The following is a 20,302-nucleotide window of genomic DNA, read 5'->3' on the forward strand; positions in this document are numbered from 1 at the left end:
GTCCGGCACGGGAGGCGGGGCGGGTCCCGTGCCGGACGCTCCTCGACCCGTCGGCGCGTCCGTCCTGCGCAGGCAGGGCAGCCGGCGCCGAGGGCGCGTCCGTCCAGACCGTGGCCGGGCCCTCGTACGGCCGGCCCTCGTACGACCGGCCCTCGTACGACCGGCCGTCGTCGGTCGGGCACCTGCCCGGCGGGACCACGACCTCCCGCTCGACCGCGCCCTTCGCCATCATCGGAGCCACCATCAGGCGGTCGCCCGGTACGCCGGCCGGCCGCCGGGACCTGCCCGGTGACCACCGTCCCCCCGTCCGCCGCGTGACCCTCGCACCGCGGGGCGTCGCCGTCCCCGGCAGCGGCGGCAGCTGAGCGAACCACCGCGTCACCGCTCCACCGCTCCACCACGCCCGCCCCACCCCCAGGCCCCTCGGAGGACACTGTGAGAAGAGCCCTCTTACCGGCGGTGCTCGCCGCGGCGCTCGCGCTCGGCGCGCTCGGCGCCCGCCCGACCACAGCGTCCCCGACGAACGTGACGAACGCGGCTCCCACGGCTTCGGCCGCGTTGGCCGACTCCTGGACCGCGCCCCTCAGCACCCGCGGCCGCTACGTCGTCGACGCGGGCGGCAACCGCTTCAACCTCAAGTCCGCGAACTGGCACGGAGCCCAGGGATCGTGGAGCGGCTCGGGCGACATCAACGACCCGGCCAGCCATCACGACGGCGAGAAGGCCGACCAGATGCCGCTCGGCCTGGACCGGGCGCCGATCCCGCGGATCCTCGCCGGATTCCACGAACTCGGCATCAACAGCATCCGGCTGCCGTTCTCGAACGAGATGCTGCACGACCAGCGCCCGGTCCCCGACGCCTCGGTCGCCGCCAACCCGGGTCTGCGCGGCAAGACCCCGCTCCAGGTCTTCGACGCCGTCATCGCGGCCACGACGGCCGAGGGCTTCGCGGTGATCCTCAACAACCACACCATCACCTCACGCTTCTGCTGCGGCCTGGACGGCAACGAGCGCTGGAACACCAGTCAGTCCACGGCGCAGTGGGAGAACGACTGGATCGCCCTCGCCCGACGCTACAAGGACGACGAGCGCGTCGTCGGCGCCGACCTCTACAACGAGGTCCGCCGCACCGTCACCGACGACGCCAACTGGAACTGGGGCGACGACCACGACTGATGGGCCGCGTCCCAGCACCTCGGGGAGCGGGCTCCTGCGCCGGACGTGCGCATCCGCCGGGTGTGCGGAGCCGCGTCCGGTGTTGCTCCGGGTTCCCGGTCCCGCCGCACCCTACGGTGGGTTGCGTGACGGACCACGGGGCGGGCGCACCGGGCACGGAGACGGCCGCGGCCCAGCTCAAGGAGCGGCTCTACGCGACGATCACCATGATCTCCGTGGTCATCGGACTCGCCGGCAGCAGCCACGTGACCGCCCTCGGAGCCGCGGCGACGATCGGGACCGCGTCGGTCGGCCTGTGGCTGGCCGCGCTGGTCGCCGACCAGCAGGCCCATCGCGTGACGCACGGCGCCCTCGCCCGGGGACGGGAACTGCGGGCGATGCTCTTCGTCAGCAGCCCGCTGCTGCTGTCCGCGGTGGGTCCGCTCGTGCTGGTCGGCGTCTCGGCGCTGGGCATGATGGGCCTGGACACGGCGCTGCTCACGGCGGCCGGGATCAACGTCGCCACCCTGTTCGCGTGGGGGTGCTACGGAGGCATCCGGATGGGCGGAGGGGCGCCCTTCGCGCTGCTCGCAGGCGTGCTCGACGCGGCGATCGGGACGGCGGTCGCGCTGGTCAAGGTTGTCGCCGGCCACTGACGTCACCGTGCTGCGCCGGGACGTCACCGTGCTGCGCCGGGACGTCACCGTGGTGCGCCGGCCGGGAAGGCGTCTTCGACTGCGGGAAGTGGTGGCGCCCGGCGGTCGACACGAGGCGCACGGCGCGCAGGGCCTGCAGATCCTCCAGGGGGTTGCCGTCGACGACGAGGAGGTCGGCGCGGTAGCCCGGGGCGAGCAGGCCGGTGTCGTCCGCCACGCCCAGGGCCTGCGCGGTCTCCGTCGTGGCGAGGTCGACGATCTCCGTCGGGGTGAAACCGATGTGCTCGAAGAACTCCAGGCTGGAGACGAAGTCGTCGAAGACGGCCCGGGACACGCCCGCGTCGGTGCCGGCGATGAACCGTACGCCCTGCCCGCGCATCCAGCGCAGCCGCTCGAACATCTCCTCGGCGCGCTCCGCACCGAAGCGCCGGGCGAAGCCCCGCCAGTCGGGGCTGGCCGCCGGGCAGACCCGGATGCCCCGGGCCGCGATGGCGGCGACGAGTTCCTCCCGTACGTCGAAGCCGCTGCGCCCCATCCACGTGCAGTGCTCGATCGTGGCCACGCCCGCGGCGACGGCCGCGGCGATCCCCGCGGTGCCGTGCGCGTGGGCCGCGACCGGCAGCCCGGCCCGGCGCGCCTCCGCCACCACGAGGCTGAGCTCTTCGGGGGTGAACTGCGCCTGCCAGCTGGGGGGTCCGTCCTTGGTGAGGCCGCCGCCGGTGGCCATCACCTTGATGAGGTCGGCGCCGAGCTCCGCGTTGCGCCGGACGGCTGCCCGGATGCCGTCGGCCCCGTGGACTTCGCCGCCGAGGAACCAGCAGTGTCCTCCGTGCCCGGTCAAGGGCGTGCCGGCGGACAGGATGCGCGGGCCGGGCCGCCGTCCGTCGGAGATCTCGTCGCGCAGCCGCACGGCCAGTCCGCCTCGGTCGCCGAGATCGCGCACCGTGGTGACGCCCGAGCCCAGCAGCTGCAGCGCCCTGTCGGCCATGCCCGGGACCAGGGCCGCGTCTTCCGCCTCGCGCAGCGTGGCCACAGGATCCGGCCCCCCGTCGAAGGCCAGGTGGACGTGGGAGTCGATGAGGCCGGGCAGCACGGTGGCACCGGGGAACGCGTAGGCGGGCAGGTCGCGCGGAGCGCGGGCCGTGACGGCCGGCCGCGCGCCGACGGCGGTGATGATCCCGCCCTGGACGAGCAGGGCCCCGTCCGTCACGTGCCGGCCGCGAGGGCCCGTCACGATGCGTGCCGCGGTGATCAGGCAATCCATGGAGGTCTTCCCGTGGTGTGGGCGACGCGTGCGGTGACGCGTGGGCGTGGCAGCGCGCGGCGAAGGCCGCCGGCGCCGGTTACAAGGCGTCGGCGAGCAGGGCCAGCTGGCGCACGTCGTCCTCCAGGCTGTCCCCGTTCGGCAGGGCGATCGGCACGGCCTGCGAGGGCGCGGGTTCTCCGGCCGCGTACGCCGCCAGGGCCGCCCGTAGGTGCCGCGCCGCGGATTCGGTCGCGAGTTCGCCCGTCGAGGGGTGCTCTGCCGCTTCGAGCAGGGCGAGGTGGGGGCTGATCCGTACCAGACCGTCGCGGCACTCGATGACGCGCCGGTAGTAGCGGCGGTGGACGCCCCGGACACTCAGGGCGTCTCGCCACGAGGGGTGTCCGCGGTGCAGTGCGTCCTCGGGGAACACCTCGTTCAGCGCGGTCCACAGCGGTGCCAGCCGCCGGTACACCCGCCGGTGGTGCCACCACAGGCGCAGGCTCACCCACCGCGTCGCCGACGCGGGATAGAGGACTCCGATGACGAAGAGCGGGATGGCGACGTCGAGGAGGAGCTTGGCGCCCAGGATCGCCGCCCCGGGCACGTCTGCGCCGAGCCAGCGCACCAGGGTGAGCACCTCGCGCACGCCCGCCGCCGACACCATCGCCGTCAGTGCCCCGGCGATCAGCCAGAGACCGGTCACCAGCGGTCGGCCCGACATGCGTGCGTAGCGGACGGTCCAGCGCAGCGCGATGGCGAGCGCGTACATCAGGTAGAGGCCCGCGGTCAGGTAGAAGACGGCGACTCCGGCGACCCGCATGTTCGCCGCCGCGTACGTGTGGGCGCGTTCGACCTGGGGCGTGGCCGCCATCGCCGCGGTGATGACGAGGACCGTGATCCCCAGGGGGATCAGCTCCGCGCGGACGCGGGCGCGTCCCGCCCCGCGGTCCGACACCGAGTGGATGAAGAAGCACTTGAGGAAGAAGACGGAGCCGAGCAGGAGGAGGTTCTGGAGCAGTTTGGCGGCGCCCTCGCCGATGAGGGCGTCGACGAACGCGGCCCCGCCCCGCGTGCCCACGGGAAAGGACAGCGCCGCGCACAGGAGGCAGAAGGCGACCGCCTGAACCAGCTTGTCGGAGGGCGAGGCGAAGAGCCGGGCGACGTTCCAGCCGAGGGCCAGGAGAAGGACGGTGCCCAGAAGAGCGGACAGCATGGTCAGAGCCACCCCTGGCGGTCATTGAGCGCGGTGTGGACCCGCTGGGCGGAGCGGTCCGCCGGAGCCCGCGGCGCAACGCGGTCGAGCACGGACGACCATTCGAGGATGATCGTCGCGACGAGCTCGGCCTCGCGTTCGCGCTCCTCGTCGTACGAAGTGCGCCTCAGGGCCTTACCGATGACGTCGGGTGAGATGTCGGGCATCGACTCCGGGAGGAAGAGGGCGTCCGTCACGTCGCTGTCGTGATCGGCCAGGATGTGGCCCACCTCATGGAGGATGATGTGGTCCTGGTGCGCCTTGCTGGTCTCCCGCTGGTAGAAGATGTAGTCGGCCGACCCGCTGGCGATCCACACACCGAACGGGCCCGGCACGGGCAACGGGTGGGGGACGAGCCGGATCGGCCGGCCGCGGAACTCTCCCAGGAGCTCGCACAGGACCTCGACCCGCAGGGGAGGTTCGATTCCCAGGGACTGAAGGGTGCGCTTGCAGCGCTTCCGTAACGCTCGCTCGTCCAAAGGGGTTTCTCCGCTAGCAGATGGTCGACCTGGGCAGCTTTTGCCATCCAACTAGGCCTCAAGGAGGGCAAAACAGAGGGGATCAGGTCAATCTTCCTGCGGTCTCTCCCGCTCCGCCTGTTCCAGCCGGTAAACGACGTCGAGCAGGTCCATCACCTGCTTGCGGTGCTGCTGCGTCAGCTGTCCGGCGCGCATGGCCATCAGTTTCACGTCACTGCCCTGGGAGGCCTCGTGCAGCCGGGCCTGCTCGGCGGCCAGGCGGGCGAGCTGCTCCGTGACGCGGGCCGTGGTCTCGTCCTCGACGAAGTAGGCGGTGGGCACGCCGAAGAACCGGGCCAGGGCCTGGAGGTGTTTGAGGGTCGGGTTGGTCTTCTTGCTCTTGCGCAGCTGCCAGATGTAGCTCTGCGAGATGGGCGTGCCGGCCTCCCGGACGGCGGCGGCCACCTGCTCGTTGCTGAACTCGTGGCCGGGGTCCGGGCGCACGGTGGCGAACAGCTGGTTGAGCTTGTCGGCGAGGCTGAGACCCGACTCTTCAGACATGGCACCTACTTCGCCGCGAGTTCTTGCTTACGCCGGGAACTTCCACTGAGGTGAGACCAGGCAAACCACAGTGTTGCCACACCAGTTGAAGTGGGTCAACCCCTCGGCTACGGTGTCGGGGCACAACGCTGTCGACTGACGTGAATGCGTTGCCTCCACCGCCTTCCACCGGAGTCGATGGAGAAACGGGGCGTCACTGGAGCCGTGCTTCCCGCCGTGACAAGGCCAGGACGTACGGCCTGGGGAGAGGGCACGTACGGATGACATCTGCACCGGACCCGAACATCACCGATCCGAGCGGTTTTCAGGAGGCCGGGGCGCCGTTGTACGCCCGGATCAGGGCGCGGCTGAAGCTGGCGATCGCATCCGGGGAATACGCGCAGGGTGACCACCTGCCCCCGGCCGACGAACTGGCCAGAAAATACGGGGCGAACAAGAACACCATTCTGCGGGCCCTTCGCCTGCTGCGGAGTGAAGGAGTGATCGACTTCGGCCGGGGACGCGGCGCGGTCGTACTCCATTCTGCGCAGCGGGTCGAACTCGCCGATCTGTCGGTACAGCTGAGACAGTTCGTCCGGCTGGCCGACGAATCGGGGATACCGCGCGGGGCCATCATCTCCGCCATTCAGCGGATGCCGCGCGTGCCGGCCGGTGCCCGTGGCGGGTCGGGCAGGAACCGGGAATGGTGCTAAGAGAGCTCATGCGGAGAGTGAAGAAGCCGCCAAGAGAACTAGCCGGGTTTCCGGCGGACAGCCCCTCGCATGCGGCGGTCGGAGCCCGCCACCGGGCGGTTGTTTCCCCAGGTGGGAAGTGCAGGAGTGGTGCCTGGGGAGCCCGAGCCGGTGTGATGTCACAGGGTGTGGTCGGCCCCCTGATTCCTTGATCTGGCGAACGCCGGTGGACGACGATTTCCTCAGATCGCGGGCCGTTCCCACGTCCCGCGGCATCGTTCCCCAAGGAATCAAGGAGAAAGATCATGGCCAAGAAGGTCTACGAGGTTCCGGCCCTGTCCAAGGCCGGGGACTTCCGCAAGGACACCGGATTCCTGAAGCGCGGCCCGCATGAGCCGAAGGTCCGCCTGCCGCTCGGCTGGTAATCCGATGTCAGGTCACGGCGAGGGCTGGTTCGCAGCGCTACCGGACTGTGAGGCCGCTCTCGCCGTGGCCTCCCGGATCGGGCCGCGAGCCGCACACGTACTCAGATATCCGTCGGGAAACCCCTTCCTCCTCGGCGATTGGGGCGGCTCCGTCACCGCGGTCAGCGGCCACGGAATGTCCGTCACCCTGATCGGCACCTGCCCGGTCGACGAAGACGGACTCCGCGCCCGGCTGGCCGGCCTGCGTGATCCCGCGGGGCTGGACCGCGTTCTCGCGCGGCTGCCGGGAGACTTCCACCTCATCGCCCATGCCGACGGCGTCGTCCGCGCCCAGGGGACGGCGGCAGGGCTGCGCCGGCTCTTCCGTGCCACCGCGGAGGGCGTGCCGGTCGCCGCCAACCGGGCCGACGTCCTCGCCCGGCTGCTGAACGCGCCGCTGAACGAGGAGATCCTCGCCCTGCGGCTGCTCGATTCGGTTCCGCACCCGCTCGGCGACGTGCCGCTGTGGCGGGGCGTGCACGCGGTGCGCCCCGGGGACTACCTCCGGATGACCCCGCGCGGCGCCTCGGAGGTCCGCTGGTGGGAGCCGCCGCGCACCCACGTCCCGCTCGCCGAGGGCGCGGACGCCCTGCGAAGGGCACTCGAAGAGGCGGTGCACGCCCGCACCGGTGCGGCCGGAAAGATCAGCGCCGACCTGTCGGGCGGCCTCGACTCCACCACCGTGTGCAGCATCGCGGCCCGGGCCGGAGCGGCCCCCATCGCACTCACCCTGCCCAGCAGGGACCCGGGGGACGACGACGTCCACTGGGCCCGGCTGGCCGGCGCGGACATGGCCTGCTCGGAGCACATCGAGCTCGACATCGACGAACTCCCGCTCTTCTACAGCGGATTGCTCGACGTCACGGGCCCGGTGGACGAACCCCTGCCCACCATCCTCGACCAGCCCCGGCAGCTCGCCGGGCATGCCGCCCTGCTCGCCCGTGGCAGCGAGCTGCACCTCACCGGGATGGGCGGCGACCACGTCCTGTGGGGGCACCCCGCGCACCACCGGGACCTGCTGCTCACCCGCCCGCTCGCCGCGCTGCGCAGCATCCGCGGCTACCGGGCCCAGAACCGGTGGTCGATCCGCGAGACGCTGTCCGTCCTGGCGGACCGCAGGCCGTACGGCCGGTGGCTCGCGGACGTCGCCGACGGCGTCACCGCCCCGCGCGCCGCCCCGCACAGCGCGGACGTCTTCGCCTGGGACATCCCTCCGCGGCTGCCGAGCTGGGTGACCCCGGATGCGGCCGTGAGCGTGCGCGACACCCTGCGGGCGGCGGCGCGAACGGCCCGGCCCCGCGGAGCGACCCACGCCCTGCACAACGAACTGCACACGCTCCACCACGGCACCCGCGCCACCCGCATCCTCCACCAGGTCGCCGAGCACAGCGGACTGCCGCTGGCGAGCCCGTTCCTCGACGACCACGTGGTGCAGGCCTGCTGGTCGGTGCGGTCCGAGGAGCGCACGACCCCGTGGGAGTTCAAGCCGCTCCTCAAATCGGCCATGCGCGGACACCTGCCCGACGCCCTCCTGCGGCGGACGACCAAGGGAGAGGCGTCCGCCGACGACGCGAACGGACTGCGGGAGAACCGCGGCCGCCTCGTGGAGCTCTGGGAGGACTCCCGCCTGGCCCGGCTCGGGCTGATCGACAGGGAACGGATCGTGGCGACCACACTGCGCCCGTCCTCGCCGGAACTCCGGTACGGCGGGCTGGACTCGACGCTCGCCTGCGAGATCTGGCTCCGCACTATCTGAAGAGGGTTGCACATGCGACTGCGTGACGAGGTGTCCCTCGTGGACACCGACTACGGAAAGATCCTGCTGGACGGGCGCACGGGGGCGTACTGGGAACTCAATCCGACCGGGAGCTACGTCCTGTCCGCACTGCTCGGGGGAGCCGACCCGGACGGGATCGCCGCCGGCCTCAGCGCGGAGTTCGAGGTGGACGAGGAGCGGGCGAAGTCGGATGTCGCCGGCCTCGTGCGTGCGCTGCGCGACGCCCGGCTGGTGAGCCGGTGAGCTTCCACGCCGTCCCCGAGTCCCGCGTCGCCCTGCCGCTGACCCACCGCCTCGCCGGCCGCTTGGCGGTGGCCGTGGCGCACCCCCTCGTACGGCTGCCCCCGCACCGCCTCGCCCGGCTGCTCGGCCGGGTGGCCCGCGGCGTCCGACCGGCCGATCACGACCAGGCTCACCGGGCCCGTACGGCGGTGACCACCGTCAGCGCGCTGTGCGCGGGACGCGAGGGCTGCCTGCCGAGGTCCGTCGCCACCGCGCTGCTGTGCCGGGCCCGCGGGGTCTGGCCCACCTGGTGCGTCGGGGTGCGCTCCGCCCCGCCCTTCGGCGCGCACGCCTGGGTGTCGGCAGGAGGCCGCCTCGTCGGCGAGGACCTCCCCGACGACTACTTCCGCGTCCTGCTGAGCGTGCCCCCGTACTCCGGGGAGAAAGGCTCTCGATGACCAGCCCCGCCACGGACCCCCTCCGCGTCCGTGATCTCCTCCTCCTGGTCCGGGACAGCCGGCGCACGGTGACCTGGGCGCTCACCTTCACCGTCACCGGAACCGCCCTCGGTCTGCTCCAGCCGCTCCTGACCATGCGGCTCATCGACCGCGTCGGAGCCGGTGATCCGATCGCCGTCCTGGTGATGCTCCTCACCGTCCTCTTCCTCGCCCAGGCGGCCGTCGAGGCCGTCGGCCAGTACCTGCTCGACGTCACGGGCGAGGGCGTCGTGCTGGGGCTGCGGCGCAGGCTGATCCGCCGGCTGCTGTTCGTCCGCGTCCGGGAGTTCGACGGGCAGCGCGTGGGGGACCTGCTCTCGCGCGTGGGCACCGACACCACCGTGCTGCGTGACATGGTGGCGAGCAGCCTCGTCCAACTGGTCACGGTGACGCTGACCGGGCTGGGCGCCACCGCACTCATGCTCTGGATCGATCCGATGATGTTCCTCGTCGTCATCGGGACCATCCTGGTGGCGGCCCTCCTTGTCGCCGGCGTCATGGTGGGGATCCGCAGTGCCACCGAGCAGGCCCTCACCAGCGTCGGCACGATGACCGCCAACCTGGAGCGGGCGCTCGGCAGCATCCGCACCGTGCGCGCCAGCCGGGCCGAGCGTCGCGAGTGCGACCGCATCGGGGCGGACGCCGAAGTGGCGTACGACAGCGGTGTGCGCTCGGCGCGGCTGGGATCCGTCGTCGGGCCGGCCATGGAGATCGCGGTCAACGGCTCCTTCCTGATGGTGCTGCTGATCGGGGCGGTCCGGGTCTCCCGGGGAACGATGCCGGTCAGTGAACTCGTCGCGTTCCTGCTCTTCGCGACGTACCTGGTGATGCCGTTGGCCGGACTGTTCAACGCCCTCAGCCTGATCCAGCGGGGTCTCGGCTCGCTGCGCCGCATCGAGGAGGTCCTTCAACTGCCCGTGGAGACAGCGGAAGGGAAGGAGCCACCGCAGGCCGCCGATGCCGCAGCCCCCCTGCTGGAACTGCGGAACGTCTCCTTCTCCTACGGTGACCGGCTCGTACTGGACCGGGTCTCCCTCACGCTTCCCCGTACGGGGCAGATCGCGATGGTGGGGCGCTCGGGCGCCGGCAAATCCACCGTCCTTTCCCTCATCGAGAAGTTCTACGAACCCGACGAAGGGGAGATCCTCTTCGAAGGGGCGGACATCCGCCCCATGGCGCACGGCGATTACCGGGCCCGCGTCGCACTCGTGGAACAGCATGCACCCCTGCTGTACGGATCATTACGGGACAATCTCGTCTACGCGGCACCCGAAGCGGACGAGGAGGGAATCCGGGAGGTGCTCGGCCTGGTGAATCTCACCGAACTGGTGGAACGCCTTCCCGACGGCCTCGAAACGGAAGTCGGAGAAAGAGGTTTCAATCTGTCCGGAGGCGAGCGCCAGCGCGTCGCCATAGCCCGGGCGCTGCTGGCCCGGCCCCGCCTGCTGCTGCTCGACGAACCCACCTCCCAGCTCGATCCCATCAATGAGCTCGAGCTCACCCAGGTCATGCGCCGGGTGTCCCGGGAATGCGCCCTGCTGGTCGTCGCGCACCGGATGTCGACCGTGCGGGCCGCGGACCGGATCGTGGTCCTCGACGGCGGCCAGGTGAGTTCGACGGGGACCCATGAGTCCCTGCTCCACGAAGACGCCTTCTACCGGCGGCTGGTGACCAGCCACCTCGTCCAGGCCGCCGGCGACGAGGAAGCCCGAGTCCATTGAAAGAGATGAGGAACGGCCCGCGGTGGAAGCCGGCGCTGGGCCGCGTACACCGGCTCACCCCACGGGAGAAGGAGACCTTCCTCCTCCTGGCCGAAGGGCTCTCCAACGACTGGATGGCGCAGCGGATGCACGTGACCGAGCGCACCGTGCGGGCCCACCTCTCGGCCATCATGGAAAAGCTTGAGCTGGAGTCCCGCTATTCCGCGTGCCTGGCCGCCTATGTGTTCGGCGCGGAGCGCTCAGACCATTCCTGAACAAATATTGTCGCCGACGACAATAGGAACCGTTTCATCGCTGCGGCAGCATTCTTCGTGCGTCGGGCAACAGTCCGAACGAACCAGTCGGAATTCCGGTTGGGAACCGAACGGGAAGGAACGAAAAATGTCTGACATCTTCGATCTGGACGCCCGGGTCACCGCTCCTGCCACCCCCAATGGCGAGCAGTCCCCGATGTCCGTCTCCACGATCGCCACGCGCACGATCTGCACCCGGGTCGGCTGCCAGGTCACCAAGACCTGTGCCTGCACCTCGATGTGCACGATCATGTGCCGCAAGTGACGGCAGCGGTCCAGTAGATGAATGACGGGTGCTGCCGTGAGGCTGACACGGCAGCACCCGTCGACATTGTCGCGCAAACAGCCTCGTCGACGAGACAAGGAACCCGTCCATGCACAGCACCCCGCACGCCACGGACCTCCGGGTCCGTGTGGAAGAAGACTCCCTCGTCGACCGGGCGCACACGTGGATCCGCCTCGTAGCGGAACGCACCGCCACCACCGCGCAGTTGTCGGAGCTCGCACTCCGGGCCGCCGAACAGGCCGACCACCCCGCGGGCTGGTACCCGCCCAGCCTCACCCACGGGCAGGCCGGTTCGGCCCTTCTCCACCTGTACGCCGCACGTGCCGGGCTCGGCCGGTACGACGACGCCTTCGGCCACATACGCGAGGCCGTGCTGTCGACCCAGATGGAACCGCTCCAGGGCCCGGGGCTCTTCGCCGGTACGAGCGGACTCGCCCTGACACTGGCCGACTGCACCCGGGACGAGCCCCGCTTCCAGGGCAGCCTGGACCGGCTCCACGCCCAACTCGCCGACCAGGTACTGGAAACGCCGTTCCACGCGGTCGAGCGCGAGGTCAGCGACCTGGACTACGACCTCGTCACCGGCGCCGCCGGCACGCTGACCCACCTCGTCTCGGTCGCGGACCCCACCGACCGGCTGAGCGGGGCGGCGGCCCGCCTCATCGACCACCTGGTGTGGCTGGCGGGCCCGGCCACCACACCCGCCACCCCGCACCGCTGGCTCATCACCCCCGGGCTGTACCCGCCGGGCGGCAACCACCTGGAGAGGTACCCCCACGGGTACCTGAACCTCGGCTTCTCCCACGGCGTGCCCGGCGTGGCGGCCGCCCTCGCGGCCGCCTGGCGGGCCGGACACCGCCGCCCCGGCCAGGCGGCGGCCATCGAGTCGCTCACCTCCTGGATCCTGGCCCAGCGGCACGCCGACCGGTACGGCCCGTTCTGGACGGACGGCACGCCCGTCGACGCGGACGGCCGCGAGACCCCGGCCGACTGCGGGCACGACCAGCTGGCCTGGTGCTACGGAACCGCGGGGGTGTCCGCCGCGCTCCTGGCCGTCGCGGACGCCACCGGCGACGCCGTGCTGCGCGCCACCGCCGTCGAGGCCTTCGACGGCGTCCTCGCCCGGGCCGAAGGCGTGCGGCTGCCGTCCCCCACCCTGTGCCACGGGCACGCCGGACTGGTGATGATCTGCCAGGAGTTCGCCCCGTTCAGCCCCCGTGCCCGCGACCGGCTGCCGCGGCTGTTCGAGGACCTCCTCGCGTACGGCGACGCCTCGCTCCCCGTGTGCTTCGCCGACCAGGAGGTCCCCGGCAACCACGTGGACGACCCCACGCTCCTCACCGGAGCCACCGGCGTCGCGCTCACGCTCCTCTCCGCCACCGCCACCGGCTCGGAGCGGCCGCTGTGGCTCCGTGCCTTCCTCACCAGGTGACCGCGATGTCCTCCTACGAACCCGCCGGCTTCTTCCTCCTGCGGTCGCCCACCCTGCCCGCCCGCACCTTCCTCGACGTGACCGCCGACCCCGCCGCCACCCGCGAGCGGCTGCAGGAGCTCGCCCGGCGCCCCGACGTACGGCGCGCCCTGCTCGTGGCGAGCGAGGACCTCACCGCCACGCTGGACCGGCTCGACCGGACCGGCGCGAAGAAGGCCAGGCGCGTCCAGTCCCGGCTGCTGCGCTACGTGACGAGGATGTCCACCCGGCCCACCCCCTTCGGCACGTTCGCCGCAGTGGCCATGGGGACGTTCGGGCCGCACACCTCCGCGGTGCTGGGCAGTCCGCCCGTCAAGGCGGTGCGGGCCCGGGCGGACATGGGCTGGCTCCTGTCGTGGATCAAACAACTGGAGGAGGATCCCGTACTGCTGCGCGAGCTCCACCTCGTGCTGAATCCGATGGCGCACCTGGCGGGCGATCGCGTGGTCCTCCCGCAGGCGGACAAGTACGGTCAGGACGACAACAGGTCGGTGCGCATCCGGGCCACTCCCGCCGTCGACGCGGTGATGCGCGCGACCGGCACGCCCGTCGCCCACCAGCAGCTCACCGCCGAGCTCGGCGCCGCCTTCCCCGGGGCGGACCGGAGCGCGATCGACGGCCTGATCCGCCAGATGTGGGAACTCGGCTTCCTCACCAGCGACTTACGGCCGCCCCAGACGGCCGCCCGCCCCGAGACGCACCTGCTGGAACGGCTCGCCGGCCTGCCCGCCGCCGCCGACGCGGCGGACCGGCTGCGCAGGGTCGCCGCCCTCGCCGAGCAAGCGGTGGACGAGGCCTCCTTCAAGGAGCTCAGCGCCGCGCAGCGCACCCTGCTGCCCGGCCACACCGGCCAGACGTACCAGGCCGACGCCTCCCTCGACCTGCGCGCCCCGCACATCGGCGCCGCGGTCGGGGAGGCGGCCGCCGACGCCGTGGGCGTTCTCATGCGGCTCAGCGCCACCCTCGGCACCCACAGCCATCTGACCAGGTACCGGGAGGAGTTCACCGAGCGCTACGGCGCCGGCGCCCGGGTGCCGGTCCAGGCGCTGCTCAGCCCCGACACGGGTCTCGACGCACCCCCCACCTACACCCGTCCCGCCCGCGGCGTCGAGCTGCCCGCCTCGCCGCCCCCGGACACCCGCCGGATGGACGAGGTGCTCGTCGCCTTCGCCCAGCAGGCCTGGTGGAGCGGCCGGCACGAGGCCGAGCTGACCGACTCCTGGCTGGAGCGGCTCGCCCCGGACAGCGGCGCGGGCGGCTCCCGCGCCGCCGACTGGCCGCCCGCCATGGACGCCTACCTGCAGATCGAGGCGCAGGACCGGGAGGCGATCGACCGCGGTGAATGGCGTGCGGTCATGCGCGCCGACGGACTGGCCCACGGCGGCCGTACGTTCGGACGCTTCAGCGACCTGCTCGGCGAGGGCTCGGTCGACCGGCTGCGCCGCTACGCCGAGCGGGAAGAGAGCCTCTTCCCCGATGTCGTGTACGCGGAGCTGGCCTACCTGCCGCCCTACGGCCGGGCCGCGAACGTCGCCGTCCGCCCTTCCATCCGGGCGTACGAGATCCCGGTCAACACCGCGGCGTCGGTACGGCCGGACCGGGTGATCGCGCTCGACGACATCCTGGTCGGGGCCACCGACCACCGGTTCTACCTGTGGTCCCGGCGTCTGGACCGCGAGATCGTCGTGGCCCAGCACCACATGCTGAGCCCCACCCTCGCCCCGAACGTGGCGCGCTTCCTGCTCGAAGCGTCCCAGGACGGGTACGTCATGCCCGCGGGGTTCTACTGGGGCCCGCTGGAATCCGCCCCCTTCCTGCCGCGCGTGACGCGCGGCAAGGTGGTACTGCGACCGGCCCAGTGGCGGCTGACCGTCCGGGACGCCGAGGACCTGGCCGCCTGGCGCCGGCAGTGGCGGGTACCCCGCCACGTCTACGTGGCCGAGTCGGACCACCGGCTGCTGTGCGATCTCGAACATCCGCAGTTCCAGGAGGAGCTGCGCGAGGAACTCAAGCGCAACCCGTCCGTCGTGCTGCACGAGATGCTCCCGGCGTTCGACGCCCTCTGGCTCGCCGACGACACGGGCGAGAAGTTCGTGAGCGAGGTGATCGTGCCCGTCGTCCTCAAGGAGGCGCGGCGCGTCACCCGGCCGCCCGTCGAACGCCGGCCGCACGTACCGGTGGAGCGCCACCTCCCCGGCGGTGCCTGGTCGTACCTCAAGATCTACTCCGCCCCCGAGAGGCACGACGAGATCATCGCGGGGCCGTTGCGCGAGCTCATCGCGGAGCTGCGTGGAGCGGGGCTCCTGGAGCGCTGGTTCTACATGCGCTACGCCGACCCGTTCCCGCACCTGCGGGTGCGCGTGCGCACCGCGGACGGGCCGGCGGTCCTGGCGCGGCTGGCAGCCTGGGGGCACGGCCTGGCCGGACGCGGGCCGGCCCAGGACGTCGCGGTGGCGAGCTACGTGCCGGAGACGGCCCGGTACGGCGGTCCCGCCGTCTTCGACCGGGTCGAGGCGGTGTTCGAGGCCAACAGCGAGGTGACCGCCGCCCTCCTGGCCGAACCTCCCCGCATCAAACCCGAGTTCCTGGCCGTAGCCGCACTCGACACCCTGTCCGCACAGTGGGGGGTGCCGGTCCCGGACCGGGGGGCGCCGCTCACGGGTGACGCGTACGAGGCGCAGACCCGCAAGGATTTCCAGGCCCATCGCGACTACCTCTGCGAACTGCTCAGCCCCTGGGACCGGTTCCCCCATCCGGAAGGCTCCCGGCACCGGCTCCTGCTGGAGGGCGTGTTCGCCGCCCAGGCGGAGGCCGTCCGCCACGCGGCCGAGACCGTACGGAAGGCAGCCGCGCACGACGACCTGACGGCGTCCGAGGAGCAGATCCTCGGCAGCCTCGCCCACATGCAGGTCAACCGGCTGCTGCCGATCGACCTGGAGCGCGAGGCCCGCTGCCACAGCCTGTGGCGGCAGACGCTGCACGCGGTCCGCGGCCGGCTGGCCGCCGGGGAGGGCCGGTGATCTGGTGGCGGGTGGTCCGGCTGTTCTGTCAGCTCAGCCCGGCCAGGGTGACGGCCTTCGCGCTGGTCTCCATGCTGTCGGCCGTGGTGCCCGCCACGCAGATCGCGCTGACGGCAGCCGCGGTCCAGGACGTGGCGGACGCGATCACCGCGGTGCCCGGCGCCCGCGAGTCCGCGATCCGGTACGGGCTGGCCCTGCTGGGCGTCGCCCTCGCCGGCCATGTTCTGGGGACGTGCGTCCAGTACCTGGACTCGCTCCTGCGGCTGGAGCTCACCACGAAGATCGGTGAGCGGGTGATGCGCAAGGGGACGCTGCTGGACCTCGAGCAGTACGAGGACGCCGAGGCCTACGACAACCTCCAGCGCGCCTTCCAGGAGAGCAACGGAGGCCGGGTCTACCAGGTGTTCACCCAGCTCCTGGAGGTCAGCCGCGAGCTGCTCACGCTGATCTCCGTGAGCGCCGTGCTGTTCTCCTGGAGCCCGTGGATCGCCCTGGTCATCCTCGTGTCCCCGGTCCCCTCGGTGATCGCGTATGTGATCTACAGCCACAAGGCGTTCGAGATCGAGTACCACCGCGCCGCGGATCGAAGGCGGCTGTACTACTACCAGTACCTGACCACCACCGACCACTCCTTCAAGGAGATCCGGCTCTTCCAGCTCGGCCCGTACTTCGTGGACCTCTACACGAGGCTCGTCCGCACCTTCTTCCTGACCGACCGCGGCCTCGCCCGCCGCCAGTCGCTGACGGGCGGTCTGCTCGGCACGGTCAGCGTGCTCGTCTCCTCCGGAGCGATGCTGTGGGCCATCCACACCTCCGCCGCCACGGGGCAGATCGGGCAGCTCGCCGGGTACCTCCAGGCGATCGGGACCATCCAGGTCTCGGCGCACGGCATGCTGCTGGGCCTGGCCGCGCTCTACAAGGACACGCTGTTCCTGGGCAACCTCTTCGAGTTCTTCGCTCTGCCGGAGCGCCGGATCAAGGGCGGCATCCGCCCCTTCCCGCAGAAGCTGCGCCAGGGCATCGAGTTCCGCAACGTCAGCTTCGTCTACCCCGGGACCTCCGCCCCGGTCCTCGACGACGTCAGCTTCCGCATTCCCGCAGGGGAGTGCGTGGCGCTCGTCGGCCAGAACGGTGCGGGCAAGACGACCATCGTCAAGCTGCTGACCCGCCTCTACGAGCCCACCGGCGGGCAGATCCTGATCGACGGCGTACCCGTGGAGGAGTACGACATCGACGAACTCCAGCGGAACATGGGCGTCATCTTCCAGGACTTCATCCGCTACGAGATGTCGGTACGGGACAACATCGGATTCGGCCGGGTCGAGGCCCGGGACGACGACGGCCGGATCGCCGAGGCCGCGGCGGCCGGCGGCGCCGGGCCCGTGATCGGATCGCTGCCGCAGCGCTACGACACCATGCTCGGCCGGCACTTCGAGGAAGGTCACCAGCTCTCGGGCGGGCAATGGCAGAAGATCGCGCTGAGCCGGGCCTTCATGCGCAAGGCGCCCATCGTCGTCCTCGACGAACCGACGGCCGCGATCGACGCGGAGGCGGAGGCGGAGATCTTCGGACGGCTGAGGGCCATCGCCCACGAGGCGACCTCGCTGGTCATCGCGCACCGCTTCTCGACCGTGCGCATAGCCGACAAGATCATCGTGATAGAGCGCGGCAAACTGATCGAACAGGGCGTGCACGACGACCTGGTGAAGGCCGGCGGCGTCTACGCCCACCTCTTCCATCTGCAGGCTTCGGGCTATCTGACCGAGGCCGGACCTCGCTGAGGGCGGGACATGCGCACTTCGATCATCTTTCCCGAAATGGCGACCGACCCGCTGGAGGTGGCGCCCTTCGCCGAACTGGTGCGGGACGGGCCCGCCGAGCGGTTGTGGCAGGGCCAGTCCCTGACCCTGGAGACCCACCAGCTGTTCGCCCACCTGACCGGCATGGGCTACAGGATCCCGGTGGGCACGAGCGTCGTCCTCATGCCCCTGCGCCACCCCCTGGACGCGGCGGTGCAGGCCCGCTCCCTGGCGCGGCTCACCGGCCACGGCGCGGTCCTCGGGCTGGGTCCCGCCACTCCCGACTTCGTCACCGCGCTGCACGGGGAGCCGTACAAGAGCCCGCGCGACGCGTGCGTCGGATACCTGGAGGAAGTACGGGGGCTGCTGCGCTCCGACGAACCCGGTGGGGCTGACGCCCTCGCCCTGCCCGGCATGGACCACCCCGGGGTGGAACTGGGACTGGGAGTGCTCCGCCCCGTCCTGGCACGCGCCGCGGGCGGGGTGGCCGATGTGGCGATCAGCTGGATGACGCCTCCCGGGTACCTGCGGGACGTCCTCGTGCCGGCCCTGGCCGAGGGGGCCGCCGACGCGGGCCGCCACGACGAGCCGCGCGGGCGCCCCCGCCTGGTCACCGTCGCCCACGCGGCCCTCGCCCGCCCCGGCCGGAACCCGTACCGCATCGCCTACACGGCGGCGCGGGCCCACCTCGGCACCGCGCACTACACCGACATGCTGCGGCGGGCGGGCCTTCGCGTTCATCCCGCCCAGCCGAACCTGGGGGCCCGCACGCTGGTCGACTCGGGAACCTTCCTCTACGGCACACCCGCGGAAGTCGCGGCGGGAATGGCCGAATACGACCGGGCGGGAGTGGACGAACTCGTCCTCAACCTCGCGGGAGTGGGAGCCGAACACGGTTACGCCGCGGCCGTGGAAGACCTCCGGGAGATCCTCACGGCCTTTCACACGGGCTGACGGACCGCGTCCCGCTCCCTTGCGATGAACTCACCCGAACAGGGACAGGGCCGCGTCGAGGGTCAGTTTCCACATCGGCTCGGCCCCGGTCCCGAAGGCGGCGGCCAGCGCGTACCCGACCGCGGCGTCCTCGGGCGTACGCCGGCTCTCCTGCTGCCACCGGGCCCACACGCGGCCGTCGCCGACCGATGAGAAGACGCCGATCCGCTTGCCGTCCAGCAGCAGTCTGCTCTCGCCGAGGGAGCACGGCACCAGCCGGTACCGGCCGGCATCGACGCGGTACGAACGCCGGGTCAGAAACCCTTTCGCGGGAAGCAGCTGCACGCCGGCACCGTCCACGGTCATCGTGACACGGCCCATGTCCCGCGTCCCGATGGGCACGTGGGACTCGAGCCGCGTCCCCGCCGCCCTGCGCACCACGGCCCTGGGAACGGCCTCCCCTTCGACGATCAGCTCGCCCGCCCTGCCGTCCAGCCGGAGGTCGACCCTGCCGAACCGGGGATCGTCGGCGGGGACGTATTCGAAGACGTCAGCGGACACGGGACTCCCTGCTCGGAGGACGACACGGACGGCCTGGCCCTTCCAGCATGCGGGCGTCCGCCCGCCGACCGTAGGGGATCGGCCATCCGCACCTCAGCCCGAGACGGCCTCGTCCCAGCCGCGGTTGACGGTCTCCCTCGCCTTCTCCGTCTGTGCCTTCGTGGGAAACGCCGGCGTGCCCTCGACCGTCGGCAGTTTCTCCGCGGCGGTCTTGTCGAGGGTGCCGTCCCCCTCCATGGCGTCCATGAGGACGGGGCGCGCATAGGCGCGGAGCCGGAGGTTCTGGCCCTCCGGGCTGAAGAGGTACTCCTGCCACAGACGGGCCGCCGCGGGGTGCGGGGCCTCCTTGTTCACCCCGTTCGCGTAGTACTCGGCGAAGCTGCCGTCGAAGGGGATGGCCGTCCGCCAGTCGACGTCCGCGCCCTTCTCGCGGAACTGGTCGGCGTATCCGAGGTTGAGGAAGTCCCAGTCGATGCTGATCGGGGTCCGGCCCTTCGCGATCGTGTCCGGTGAGGATGCGACCGGGATGAAGTTGCCGTTCTTCCTGAGCTCGGCGAAGAAGTCGATACCGGGCTGGATGTTGTCGAAGGAGCCCCCGTTCGCCAGGGCCGCCGCGTACACGCCGGCGAAGGCGGAGCCGGACTTGGTGGGGTCGCCGTTGAGGGCGACCTGGCCCTTGTACTCGGGCCTGCGCAGATCGGCGAAGGTCGAGGGGCAGGTCTTCACCCGCTTGGCGTCGCAGCCGATCGAGACGTAGCCGCCGTAGTTGTTGTACCAGCGGGCGTGCCGGTCCTTCTGCTCTTCGGGGATCTGGTCGAAGGCGGCGACCTCGTACGGAGCGAGCAGCCCCTGCCGGGCCGCGGACTGTGCGAACGAGCCCCCCACGTCGATCACGTCGGGGGCGCGGCCATCGCGCCGGTGCTCCTTGAGGGCGTTGATCTCGTCCTGGCTGGTGCCGTCCGGGTTCTCCACCGTGACCTTGATCCCGTACTTCTTCTCGAAGCCGTCGATCAGCGCACCGTAATTGGCCCAGTCGCGGGGGAGCGCGATCGTATTGAGGGAGCCCTCCTTCTTCGCCGCCGCGGTCAGTGCCGCCATGCCGCCGGCGTCCGCGGCGGAGGTGGCCACCGCGGGTGCCCTGGGCGCGGCGACGGGCTTGTCCCCGCAGGCGCCGAGGGGCGCGGCCGCGAGGGCCAGGAAGGCGGCGACGAAGGCTGTCCGGAGACGGGCTGCGGGCACGAAGGCTCCATAACGGCGGT

General features: G+C 71.5%; 19 protein-coding genes and 2 pseudogenes. 15 read left to right on the forward strand and 6 right to left on the reverse strand.

Translation table 11 applies throughout. From position 1 onward, the window contains the following. The 3 genes and pseudogenes from PV721_RS00560 to PV721_RS00570 all read left to right on the forward strand — a co-directional run. Positions 1-365 (forward strand): annotated as a pseudogene (locus PV721_RS00560) (hypothetical protein); the annotation flags it as partial. Positions 366-459: 94 nt separating this feature from the next. Beyond that, positions 460-1,173, forward strand: a pseudogene (locus PV721_RS00565) (glycoside hydrolase family 5 protein); the annotation flags it as partial. A 128-nt stretch (positions 1,174-1,301) separates the two neighbouring features. After that, positions 1,302-1,811: a hypothetical protein gene (locus PV721_RS00570; protein WP_319720735.1), complete on the forward strand. Its 510-nt coding sequence runs from the start codon at positions 1,302-1,304 to the stop codon at positions 1,809-1,811. Here the strand turns inward: PV721_RS00570 and PV721_RS00575 are convergent. From PV721_RS00575 to PV721_RS00590, 4 genes are all read right to left on the reverse strand, one after another. Next, on the reverse strand, positions 1,789-3,075 hold the full coding sequence (locus PV721_RS00575; protein ID WP_319720736.1) for an amidohydrolase family protein: 1,287 nt from the start codon (positions 3,073-3,075) through the stop codon (positions 1,789-1,791). The genes PV721_RS00570 and PV721_RS00575 overlap by 23 nt on opposite strands. A 79-nt stretch (positions 3,076-3,154) precedes the next feature. Further along, on the reverse strand, positions 3,155-4,270 hold the full coding sequence (locus PV721_RS00580; RefSeq protein WP_319720737.1) for an MAB_1171c family putative transporter: 1,116 nt from the start codon (positions 4,268-4,270) through the stop codon (positions 3,155-3,157). 2 nt (positions 4,271-4,272) lie between these two features. Next, positions 4,273-4,788: a hypothetical protein gene (locus PV721_RS00585; RefSeq protein ID WP_319720738.1), complete on the reverse strand. Its 516-nt coding sequence runs from the start codon at positions 4,786-4,788 to the stop codon at positions 4,273-4,275. Positions 4,789-4,875: 87 nt separating this feature from the next. Next, positions 4,876-5,328 (reverse strand): helix-turn-helix domain-containing protein, encoded by a 453-nt coding sequence (locus tag PV721_RS00590; RefSeq protein WP_319720739.1) that lies wholly within the window; start codon positions 5,326-5,328, stop codon positions 4,876-4,878. 260 nt (positions 5,329-5,588) lie between these two features. On the opposite strand from PV721_RS00590, the gene PV721_RS00595 reads away from it, so the two are divergent. The 12 genes from PV721_RS00595 to PV721_RS00650 all read left to right on the forward strand — a co-directional run bounded on the left by PV721_RS00595 (position 5,589) and on the right by PV721_RS00650 (position 18,503). Next, positions 5,589-6,020: a winged helix-turn-helix domain-containing protein gene (locus tag PV721_RS00595; protein ID WP_319720740.1), complete on the forward strand. Its 432-nt coding sequence runs from the start codon at positions 5,589-5,591 to the stop codon at positions 6,018-6,020. A 284-nt stretch (positions 6,021-6,304) separates the two neighbouring features. After that, entirely contained in the window at positions 6,305-6,424 is a 120-nt protein-coding gene (locus tag PV721_RS00600) for a keywimysin-related RiPP (RefSeq protein WP_107069644.1), read from the forward strand. Between the two features lie 175 nt (positions 6,425-6,599). Next, positions 6,600-8,219: an asparagine synthase-related protein gene (locus PV721_RS00605; RefSeq protein ID WP_319720741.1), complete on the forward strand. Its 1,620-nt coding sequence runs from the start codon at positions 6,600-6,602 to the stop codon at positions 8,217-8,219. A gap of 12 nt (positions 8,220-8,231) precedes the next feature. Next, positions 8,232-8,483, forward strand: a complete 252-nt coding sequence (locus tag PV721_RS00610) for a lasso peptide biosynthesis PqqD family chaperone (protein WP_319720742.1) — start codon at positions 8,232-8,234, stop codon at positions 8,481-8,483. Next, positions 8,480-8,920: a lasso peptide biosynthesis B2 protein gene (locus PV721_RS00615; protein ID WP_319720743.1), complete on the forward strand. Its 441-nt coding sequence runs from the start codon at positions 8,480-8,482 to the stop codon at positions 8,918-8,920. The genes PV721_RS00610 and PV721_RS00615 overlap by 4 nt, the downstream gene beginning before the upstream one ends. Next, positions 8,917-10,680: an ABC transporter ATP-binding protein gene (locus PV721_RS00620; RefSeq protein ID WP_319720744.1), complete on the forward strand. Its 1,764-nt coding sequence runs from the start codon at positions 8,917-8,919 to the stop codon at positions 10,678-10,680. The genes PV721_RS00615 and PV721_RS00620 overlap by 4 nt, the downstream gene beginning before the upstream one ends. A gap of 5 nt (positions 10,681-10,685) precedes the next feature. Further along, positions 10,686-10,934: a response regulator transcription factor gene (locus PV721_RS00625; protein WP_319720745.1), complete on the forward strand. Its 249-nt coding sequence runs from the start codon at positions 10,686-10,688 to the stop codon at positions 10,932-10,934. A 127-nt stretch (positions 10,935-11,061) separates the two neighbouring features. Next, positions 11,062-11,238 (forward strand): FDLD family class I lanthipeptide, encoded by a 177-nt coding sequence (locus PV721_RS00630; protein WP_319720746.1) that lies wholly within the window; start codon positions 11,062-11,064, stop codon positions 11,236-11,238. Positions 11,239-11,347: 109 nt separating this feature from the next. After that, positions 11,348-12,691 carry a lanthionine synthetase C family protein gene (locus PV721_RS00635; RefSeq protein ID WP_319720748.1) on the forward strand — a complete coding sequence of 448 codons (1,344 nt, stop codon included), beginning with the start codon at positions 11,348-11,350 and terminating at the stop codon, positions 12,689-12,691. A 5-nt stretch (positions 12,692-12,696) separates the two neighbouring features. Beyond that, on the forward strand, positions 12,697-15,750 hold the full coding sequence (locus tag PV721_RS00640) for a lantibiotic dehydratase (protein ID WP_319720749.1): 3,054 nt from the start codon (positions 12,697-12,699) through the stop codon (positions 15,748-15,750). Further along, the gene (locus tag PV721_RS00645; RefSeq protein ID WP_319720750.1) at positions 15,747-17,531 is read left to right on the forward strand and encodes an ABC transporter ATP-binding protein; all 1,785 of its coding nucleotides are present in this window, start codon (positions 15,747-15,749) and stop codon (positions 17,529-17,531) included. Before PV721_RS00640 ends, PV721_RS00645 begins: the two co-directional genes overlap by 4 nt. Before the next feature lie 9 nt (positions 17,532-17,540). Then, positions 17,541-18,503, forward strand: coding sequence for an LLM class flavin-dependent oxidoreductase (locus tag PV721_RS00650; RefSeq protein WP_319720751.1), 963 nt, complete (start codon positions 17,541-17,543; stop codon positions 18,501-18,503). 30 nt (positions 18,504-18,533) lie between these two features. Here the strand turns inward: PV721_RS00650 and PV721_RS00655 are convergent, their stop codons facing one another. Both PV721_RS00655 and PV721_RS00660 read right to left on the reverse strand, forming a co-directional pair. Beyond that, positions 18,534-19,043 carry a hypothetical protein gene (locus PV721_RS00655; protein WP_319720752.1) on the reverse strand — a complete coding sequence of 170 codons (510 nt, stop codon included), beginning with the start codon at positions 19,041-19,043 and terminating at the stop codon, positions 18,534-18,536. Between the two features lie 93 nt (positions 19,044-19,136). Then, positions 19,137-20,282: an ABC transporter substrate-binding protein gene (locus PV721_RS00660; protein WP_319720753.1), complete on the reverse strand. Its 1,146-nt coding sequence runs from the start codon at positions 20,280-20,282 to the stop codon at positions 19,137-19,139. Between the last annotated feature and the right edge of the window lie 20 nt (positions 20,283-20,302).

The organism is Streptomyces sp. MB09-01 (genome assembly GCF_033794505.1).
Lineage (GTDB): Bacteria > Actinomycetota > Actinomycetes > Streptomycetales > Streptomycetaceae > Streptomyces.